Origin of the sequence: Paenibacillus sp. FSL A5-0031 (assembly GCF_001956295.1) — a bacterium.
Classification (GTDB): domain Bacteria; phylum Bacillota; class Bacilli; order Paenibacillales; family Paenibacillaceae; genus Pristimantibacillus.
Map to the genome: position 1 here is coordinate 1 of NZ_MRTD01000047.1, position 8,939 is coordinate 8,939.

The following is an 8,939-nucleotide window of genomic DNA, read 5'->3' on the forward strand; positions in this document are numbered from 1 at the left end:
AACTTTATGTCTTCCAACTTATCAGTAAAAGAACAAATTATTTCAAAAGCTTTAGTAGATGATAACTTTAAAAATGAATTATTAACTAACCCCAAAGCAGCAATGAAACAATCTTTCGACATCGAATTTCCTGAAAGTTTAGAAATTAATGTTGTAAGTGAAACTTCACGGAAAATTTTCCTTGTTATCCCTCCAAAACCGACTGAGCTTAATGTAAATGGAGAACCAGTTAATGCAGCAGCTTGGCCTTGATTCATTTTTTAGTATTTAACTTTTATGTCTATGTATAACCTCTCTAACTACTAATGAAAGGATGATCTTTATGTCTTCCGATCTTTCAGTTAAAGAACAAATTATCTCAAAAGCTTTAGAAGATGATATCTTCAAAAAAGAATTAATGGCAAATCCCAAAGCAGCGATGAGAAAATCTTTCGGCATTGAATTCCCTGAGAATATCAAAGTAGATGTGTTGGGTGAAACAACTCGAAAATTTTACTTACTTATTCCCCCTAAACCATCAGTTATGAAAGCAAATGAACCTAAATTAGGTGCCATGTGGCAATGATTATTCATTAAACTTGATATTATTAACTTAAATTCATAAAAAGAACATTGGATTACTAAGTGTGATTCCAATGTTCTTTTTTTGATAGGCTCATTTAACATGCTAATTTTTCTAAAAAAAACGCCGAATTCAAAGAGCAATTTCTAATTAATCCTATAAAAGCACTTAAGAACTCTTTTGGTGTAAATGTTTAAAATCGAATTAGAAACTGTATAAGAGACACTTATCAAACTTTATTGTGTCATTTCATTAAATTCAAAAACCACAAAAACAATTATCAAAGTTAGTGCACCAATGTGGCAATAATCCTCTCACTTTATTTCCAGTTGACTAAAATGAATTGTTGAAGAAGAACATTGGAAGCACCATATGTGATTCCAATGTTCTTCTTTTCGCTAGGGTCTTACGAAATATAAACTAAAACTATTATCCTATACCATTAGAATTATTTTTTGTCGAATAATAAGTTTATAAAGTAGATTTTGTCGATAAGTTATGATAGACTTAATTTGGTAAACTTATACATATTCGGAAGGGTGATCATTGTGTCCAAAGAACAATCATTAAGAGATCAAATCATTCAAAAAGCTTGGGAGGATCCCGAATTCAAGAAACAACTAATCGCCAATCCGAAAGAAGCCGTTAAAGAAGCTTTTGGAATCGAAATTCCGGATACAATTGAAGTAGAAGTTGTTGAAGAATCGGAAAATAAAGTATCTTTGGTTATACCGCAAAATCCCAAAGATGTTAAGAGCGAAGAACAAGTAGCTGTACCAATGTGGGAATAAATTAAAAAAATAAGCGCTAATCTGCTCATTTTAGGGCAGCTAGCGCTATTTCTTTGCAACTGGAATGTGAATAATAGCTTCAGTACCTACACCCTTCGTACTAAAAAACTCTACCTTTCCCTGCATAATCTCAATAATACGAAAGGTTACCATCAAGCCTAACCCTGTTCCTTTCGTTTTTTTGGAATAGTATGGCTCACCCAACTTTTTGAGGTCTGTTTCATTCATCCCCTCACCATTGTCTTTAATACATATGACAACGTTCTGAGACCCATCCTGATATGCTCGAATGATGATAACCCCATCAGTATGTAAAGCCTCAATACTGTTTTTAATAATATTAATTAAAGCTTGTTTTAATTTTGATGAATTTCCGCGAACATATAGATCAGATGATAAATCTACTTTAATAACTCCTCCCTGCATCGTAGCAAGAGGGACTAATATCGCCTCAATTTTCTTTATTTCTTCCGCTATATTTAAAATCGTCGTGTTATCCAACTGGGGTTTCGCAAACGTTAAAAAATCAGTAATTATTTCAGAAGCCCGGTCCAGTTCATCGATAGCTAAAGCCATGTAGCCTTTCTCTTTATCGCTTGTTGATTTTTCCCCAAGTAGTTGAAGAAAACCTCTTGTCACCTGTAGCGGATTACGAACCTCATGTGCCACAGACGCAGCTAGCTGACTTATTATTTCCATTTTCTCTGATCGTTGTAATTCATTATTGAATACCTCGAGTTGCTTAGAGTAGCTTACAACCTGTTCGTAATTTAGCAGTATTCTTCTTGCTAGAATAACAATAAGTGCAGCAATAAAACTAAAAATTCCCCATTTCCATAAAAATAAATCATAATTCTTATTTTCAACAAAATACCATATTACCTCTAAAACCCCAATTCCTGCAAAAACACAAAAACCTACTGTTATAATGATTGCTTCTTTATTTCTCTGTAAACAAAGTCTGATTAGAAATACTAATAACAATATATTTCCTAAAATAATAATTACACCAAAAGTCAACGTTGAAATTATTTTATAGTAACTTGTAATCTCCTCAAAAATAAGCGAACAAAATGATAATGTAATCAATATTGTTGACATAGCAACTAGCAGCTTTCTAAACCCAGTAATGAGCCCAAACGGACCTCTACCGAATATTTTCTCGAAAAAGAAGAAAACAGAAGGCATTAATAGATTAGAACCAATATCAAACATGAAATATAATTCAAAACCGTAGTCCTTATATACCATATGTAGATAGGGAGATGTGGTAAGAATCATTAAACCTATTGAAAAAATGATGACACAAAGTGAGTTTAAACCTTCTAAATAAGATTTATTCAGAAATATAAAACATAACAACATCGCAAGTGAAATGATCAAAAGAGATGCTCCAATAAAAACGTCAAACATTTCTTTTTTCATAAAAAGCGTACTAAGTGACTGCTGTTCACCAACAATAATTGATTTCTTTAGACCTAACCAACTTGAATCCGTATGCAATAGAATATAGACCATGTGATTTGCTTCGTTTTCCGTTACAGACAAAATGATCTCATTTTTATTAAAAGGATAATTCCGTTTTGACTCGTAAACGAGCTTATTATCGATAAATATTGAAACATCCTTAGCAGTAAGCCTGCTTATTAGTAACGCTGGTCTTGCCAAATCATAATCAGGCAGCTGAAACCTAAGCCATGCGGATTGAATATTTACTGGTTTAACTGGTAACTTTTCACCATAAGAAAAAGGTTGCCAATCTCCTGCTCTTGCGCTCGATGCTGCATTTTGGACTGTGCTGGTTGGATCTGCTTCCCACATCATTTCCCACTCTGTAATCTCGACGTTTGGTGCACCCGATATGGCATAAGAAGCCGTAGCAAAAAAAGGAGTAACAATACAGAGCAAAAACACGAAGATCAATAAAAATTTACGTAGTACTTTCATCATGCACCTCAAAAACTCGATAATGTTAATGCTCATATCATACTATATTTCGACAATGTTCGATAAGCCTCCTTCAAAAATTTGGTTGTTGACAAAATAAATAAAGCCGTTTTCAAAGATCGTTACGATCTTTGGAAACGGCTTGAATACTTGGATTAAAATAACTTTTTTCTTATCGATACGCGGCGAAGCATCATAAAATTCAAGGCTACAATACACAGCATGACAGCAAAGGCAAGAATAATGACTGCTGCTAGCGATGCTCGTTCTACCTCTAATCCAGTTTGCAATAGATTGCCTATCCAGTCTGACGATAGAACAGCCTCCATCGCCATCATTGGCAGCAGCGCAGCAACTGAAATTAGTACGCCTATTTTCCAATTAAAACGATAAAATCCGGAGCCAATGAGCCAGCCGCTGCCAAAGTAGGCAAAGAACAAACAGAAATATTCAAAAAAGATCCAGCCGAGCTCTAAAGAAGATGAAAACAAATGCGGATTGTTCAGCTCTAGTGTCCAATTGTTTTTGTCATAAATGAATTGCTCGACGGGATACCCTATCGTTAATATAAGGGCGAATATGGCTGAAAATAGGACTAGTACTAAACTCACGCCTCCAATAAAGTGCTTTCTCGTTACTCCACTGGAAACAAAACTTGCGAGCGATGCAGGGGTCAGCAGTATGCCAATGACAAGCAGAAATACTCTCGGCGATATGGTCGTGCTTTCCCAAACCTCTTGCCCTTCAAAATCAGGTCCTACTATAGCCTCAGCATTCGTCAAAATACCTATACCAATATAGATCAGAATAAATATGACCCAATAAAAAAAGATCGTCCACCGAAAGGTGTACATCATATGCTGTGCCACATTAAGCACGGGATGTTTTCTCTTGCTGCTCATTATTCATCCCCTCTTTTCTTCGTCAAATGAACGAACAAATCTTGCAGTGATACAGGACCAAGTTCAAGCCCTGCTGCTAATGCTTGCTTGCGCTTCACATCAGTGAGCTCTCCGAACACAGTAACCGACTTCGTTTTACCAAGCTTCTGCTCCCCAAGCACCGTCAAACCTTCTGCAAAACGATCCACGCTTTCACTCGGTCCAGTAATAGATGAGCCTCGCGCCCGCAGCGTATCTGTTTCCTCATGCATGATTAGGCGACCTTTATCCAAAATAAGCACCTCTTCAAACAAATTGCCTACTTCTTCAATTAAATGCGTAGATAAAATGAAAGTACGTGGCGTTTCCATATAATCATTAAGCAGCTCTTCATAAAAGGTATAGCGGGACGGAGCATCCATGCCAAGATAAGCCTCATCAAAAATCGTAACCGGTGCGCGGCTAGCAAGACCAATCGTCACGCCAAGCGCCGACTTCATTCCTCTCGAAAGGGTAGATATACGTTTCTTAATCGGGAGCTCATAGTGACGAATGAGTCGATCCGCATAGTTTGCATCCCAATTGGGCCAGCAGCTAGCCGAAAGCTTTAATACGTCACGAACGTATAAAGTGTCCGGCATATGGCCGCTTTCTTGGATAAAGCATACTTGCTCCATGATGCGTGCATTTTCGAATGGCGTTTCACCATCTATCGTTATTTCACCATCTGATTGCTGTCGATAGGAGGCTATGATCGATAATAGACTGGTTTTTCCAGAACCATTTCTACCGAGCAAACCGTATATTTTGCCACCCTCGAGCTTGAACGAAATATTGTGCAGCGCTGAAAATGATCCATAACGCTGCCCCAATTGATTCACTTCGATACCTAGCGTCATACGTCAGTCCTCCCTTTCACTTGTTCGATGCGACCAATGATATCTGCAAGAGGGACACCAATTTTCTCAGCTTCCGCAAGCATTTGATCGACAACCTCTTCGAAAAAACGATCTCTGCGCTGTGCCAGCAGCAATTGCCTAGCTTCGCCATTTACAAACATGCCGATCCCTCTTTTCTTATACAAAATGCCTTCCTCCGTCAATAAATGAAAGCCTTTCGCTGCTGTAGCCGGGTTTATACGATAAAATGCAGCATACTGGTTTGTTGACATGACCTGCTCATCTTCTTGCAAAATGCCACTTATGATGTCGTCTTTAATTTTGTCTGCTATTTGTTGGTAAATGGGACTTCGATCATCAAACACGTCATCACCCCTTTAGGTTACATGGTTCATTAGTTATGTAACTAACCATACAACCGCGACCAATAAATGTCAAGCCTATTTCATTACAGCAAGTCATACAGACTTTTTGGACTAAACGTTGAGAACAAAAAAAACTGCCTCCGGTTATTAACCGTGAGACAGTTTCTTGTCATCTTATGAAAAGCAGTACGTTTGTCCTAGTAACTGGACAATCCGTTATTTGGTTGCTTGAATTCCCTTCATCCATCCGATCAGCTCATTGCTTACTTGCTCCAGCTGCTCCTCCGGCTTAATGCTTGCTGGTCGATCCCCTTTTTGCGTGCCATAGGAACCAAATTGACCATGATTCCCTCCTTCAATCGTGACATACTGCGTTGAGCTAGGCATATACCGCTTTCCTTTGCCCCATGCCTCCCAGTCCAACACGCCATCATTAGACGCAGTGACTTGCAATACTGGCAGCTTAGCATCTTCAAGTGTTCCAGCTTTTTCTGCATAGGCCGCAAGGAAAAAGATACCCTCAAGTTGATCCAAATGCTCCGCAGCATATCGTGAAGCAAAAACACCGCCAAGCGAGTGGCCGCCTATAACGTAACTTTCCTCTGGATGCTCAGCAATAAAATCATCCGCTTTGTTTTGCCCCATTAAAGCAAGATTAAGCGGCATACTTGCAATGTACACACGGTGACCAGCGTCAGCGAGCTTGTGAGCTAAAGGAGCATAGCTTTTCGGATCCACTAATCCACCTGGATAAAAAATAACATTAGGCTGAACAATTCCGGCAGCTCCAGCGGTCGGTTCAAAGCGATAGCCTGCTTGTCCAATGCTGACCGTAACTTGTTCATCGCTCTTCATCGCAGCTTTAGCCTCAGCAGATGGTGAATAAACCATCATTTGATACGCGACAGCCAGTGATAATAGTAATACCAAAACAATGGCTAACGTCCATATAAGCACCCTCTTTTTCCGCGCTTGCTTCGGTTTTGCCAATGCCTTCGAATCGTGACTCATTTCGTGCACTCCCTTTATTCCAGCATCTTCATTAGCAGATTTTGTGATTTCAGAGCTTCTTCACCATCCACGCTTGGACTCTTATCTTGTACGATACATTGAATGAAGTGAAGAACAGCATCCTCAAAACCTCGCTGTTTCAGAGTCGTTTGCCAAGATGGCGGCAACGTTTGTGTTACTGTATCGTCACGCTCTACTTCGAGCAAACTCATATTTTTTACACGAATAATTTCGCCTGCCGATACAATTTCGAGCTGCTCCAAGTTCGTTCCTGCGTGTCGGTGCATCGCAGTCGATAACGTGTAACCGCCGAGTGTACTGTAGTGATGCTGTGCATAAAGCAGCTGATTATACTCGTTAACGTTAACGACGCCGTTCATCACAGTCGCCTTCCCATCTGCAAGCCAGCGTGCTGTATCAACTACATGCAAATAATCGTCAAGCATCGTAAACTCTGCGGTTTGCGGACCAACTGAATTCGTCCGATGTTTCTCCATACGAATCCATGCCGTGTCCGTCATTCGGTCCTTTGCTTCTATGTATAAAGGGGAAAAACGACGGTTAAAGCCAACCATCAGCTTCCTGCCTAACTTTTCTGCGAGCTCCGCAAGCTGCTCTGCCTGATGCAAAGTAACTGCCAGCGGTTTATCCACATATACATCCTTACCCTGTTTGAGCAGAGTTGACACTACCTCATAATGAGTGTCAGTAGCGCTATGTACAAAAACAGCATCGCAGCGGTCAGCCAGCTCGAGTAAGCTTCCATAGGATGAAATTCGGTACTGCTCACAAATTACCTTACGCTTCTCTGCATTAGGTGAAAAAGCCCCAACAAAATTCCAGTCTATAGCTTTCGATAAAATAGGAAGATAGGCCTTTTGTGCAATTCCTCCAAGTCCAACCATACCAATACGCGGTTTGGTCATTTTCAACCACCTCTTCATAAGTTTCATTATTGACAGGATTACATCAAGCTATTAGCAATAATCCATTTAACTCGCTCCCTAAACTATACACTTATTTGCGTAGGCTGGCATTTGAATACGAAAATTATAGTACCAGATAAATAAATCCAGCTACTCATGCGAATAGGTTGTTTAAGTCTAGTGACAGTTGAACGCTGCTCGGCTACTATTAATTTAGGTGAAGCACACCGCTCGTACTACGGACATTCGTTCGTGGTGGGGCGGTGTTTTTTTATTTTATGAGGATGGGGTGGGATGTTACGTATGGTGAATCGTATTGTATCTGCTAGTGGGAATGAAGGTGGGTTGGTTCATTTGGACAAAGTGAAACAAGCATACACGAGGTGGATTGCGATGCATACTGAACTGCGCAAGACTACAAGTGAACGCAGACGCCGATTAGAAGAGCGCGATGATCATGGCGAGCAGCTATTTGCAATTCATATATGGTGGCCTGTACTCGGCAGCTTTGACTATTTGCATCCTGAATATGAGATCAATGATTATCGCGATGGCAGCCGCTTTCTCGACTTTGCTTATGTTCGCCCACCTTATCGAATTTCTATCGAAATTGACGGATACGGGCCACATCACAAACAAGCGTCTCGACGAAAATTTTCAGATGATCGCATTCGCCAAAACCAGCTTGTGCTGGATAACTGGATTGTAGTGCGTTTCTCCTATGACGACATCGGTGAGCGGCCTAGACAATGCCAGCAGTTTCTTCAACAGTTGCTCGGGAAATTGTATGGTCTCGAAAGCTCCGAAAAGTTGGCTCTACCGTTACCTGCATCCTATCGAGAACTTCTAAGATGGGGACAGCAACGTGAGCGGGAATCAACCTTTACTCCCAAGGAAGTGCAGCATCTTCTAGGTGTTAGCCACTGCACAGCACGTAAATACTTGCAGCATCTGCTGCAGCAGGGACTGCTCGAACAAGCCTCTGGGCATAAACGCATACGCACCTACCGCATATCGTCGAAAGTTGCTCAATTGATTATATAATACTGGAAATTAAAAACACATAGCGGAAATAGTGCTAATTTCTAGTGCTATTCCCAACGACTTCGTGCATTTGAGTCATATTCGAGGATAAGTAATGAAAATTAGACTAGTTTTTAGTTCTATTTGTTCGCATTTTTTTGCAAATTTGGTCCGTTTGGCGGAAATAGAGCTAGTTTCTAGTGCTATTCCCAACGACTTAGTGTATTTGAGGCAATTTGGAGGGCAAGTTGTGAAAATTAGACTAGTTTTTAGTTCTATTTGTTCGCATTTGGTCAGTTTGGCGGAAATAGAGCTAATTTCTAGTGCTATTCCCAACAATATCGTCCATTTGAGGCATATTGGCGAACAAGTTATGAAAATTAGACTAGTTTTTAGTTCTATTTGTTCGCATTTGGTCAGTTTGGCGGATATAGAACTAATTTCTAGTGCTATTACCAACGACTTCGTGCATTTGAGTCATATTCGAGGATAAGTAATGAAAATTAGACTAGTTTTTAGTTCTATTTGTTCGCA

At 39.8% G+C, this 8,939-nt stretch carries 10 protein-coding genes; 4 read left to right on the forward strand and 6 right to left on the reverse strand.

Going from position 1 to position 8,939, the window contains the following annotated elements; translation table 11 throughout:
- From BK120_RS34030 to BK120_RS34040, 3 genes are all read left to right on the forward strand, one after another.
- Window positions 1–252: NHLP leader peptide family RiPP precursor (locus tag BK120_RS34030; protein ID WP_256711117.1), on the forward strand; the 252-nt coding region annotated here is incomplete at its 5' end.
- A gap of 70 nt (window positions 253–322) precedes the next feature.
- Complete coding sequence (locus tag BK120_RS34035; RefSeq protein WP_076271897.1) at window positions 323–565, forward strand: NHLP leader peptide family RiPP precursor; 243 nt, start codon at window positions 323–325, stop codon at window positions 563–565.
- A 545-nt stretch (window positions 566–1,110) separates the two neighbouring features.
- Window positions 1,111–1,353, forward strand: a complete 243-nt coding sequence (locus BK120_RS34040) for an NHLP leader peptide family RiPP precursor (protein ID WP_076271898.1) — start codon at window positions 1,111–1,113, stop codon at window positions 1,351–1,353.
- 45 nt (window positions 1,354–1,398) lie between these two features.
- On the opposite strand, the gene BK120_RS34045 is transcribed toward BK120_RS34040, so the two are convergent.
- The 6 genes from BK120_RS34045 to BK120_RS34070 all read right to left on the reverse strand — a co-directional run bounded on the left by BK120_RS34045 (window position 1,399) and on the right by BK120_RS34070 (window position 7,382).
- The gene (locus BK120_RS34045) at window positions 1,399–3,303 is read right to left on the reverse strand and encodes a sensor histidine kinase (protein WP_179089960.1); all 1,905 of its coding nucleotides are present in this window, start codon (window positions 3,301–3,303) and stop codon (window positions 1,399–1,401) included.
- 152 nt (window positions 3,304–3,455) lie between these two features.
- Window positions 3,456–4,202 carry a hypothetical protein gene (locus tag BK120_RS34050; RefSeq protein WP_076271899.1) on the reverse strand — a complete coding sequence of 249 codons (747 nt, stop codon included), beginning with the start codon at window positions 4,200–4,202 and terminating at the stop codon, window positions 3,456–3,458.
- Window positions 4,202–5,080 carry an ATP-binding cassette domain-containing protein gene (locus BK120_RS34055; RefSeq protein WP_076271900.1) on the reverse strand — a complete coding sequence of 293 codons (879 nt, stop codon included), beginning with the start codon at window positions 5,078–5,080 and terminating at the stop codon, window positions 4,202–4,204. Before BK120_RS34055 ends, BK120_RS34050 begins: the two co-directional genes overlap by 1 nt.
- Complete coding sequence (locus BK120_RS34060) at window positions 5,077–5,445, reverse strand: GntR family transcriptional regulator (protein WP_076271901.1); 369 nt, start codon at window positions 5,443–5,445, stop codon at window positions 5,077–5,079. Before BK120_RS34060 ends, BK120_RS34055 begins: the two co-directional genes overlap by 4 nt.
- A gap of 216 nt (window positions 5,446–5,661) precedes the next feature.
- The gene (locus tag BK120_RS34065; protein WP_076271902.1) at window positions 5,662–6,456 is read right to left on the reverse strand and encodes an alpha/beta hydrolase; all 795 of its coding nucleotides are present in this window, start codon (window positions 6,454–6,456) and stop codon (window positions 5,662–5,664) included.
- Between the two features lie 14 nt (window positions 6,457–6,470).
- Window positions 6,471–7,382 carry a Gfo/Idh/MocA family protein gene (locus tag BK120_RS34070; protein WP_076271903.1) on the reverse strand — a complete coding sequence of 304 codons (912 nt, stop codon included), beginning with the start codon at window positions 7,380–7,382 and terminating at the stop codon, window positions 6,471–6,473.
- A 303-nt stretch (window positions 7,383–7,685) separates the two neighbouring features.
- On the opposite strand from BK120_RS34070, the gene BK120_RS34075 reads away from it, so the two are divergent.
- Window positions 7,686–8,426: a DNA-binding response regulator gene (locus BK120_RS34075; protein ID WP_256711118.1), complete on the forward strand. Its 741-nt coding sequence runs from the start codon at window positions 7,686–7,688 to the stop codon at window positions 8,424–8,426.
- Window positions 8,427–8,939: the final 513 nt, after the last annotated feature.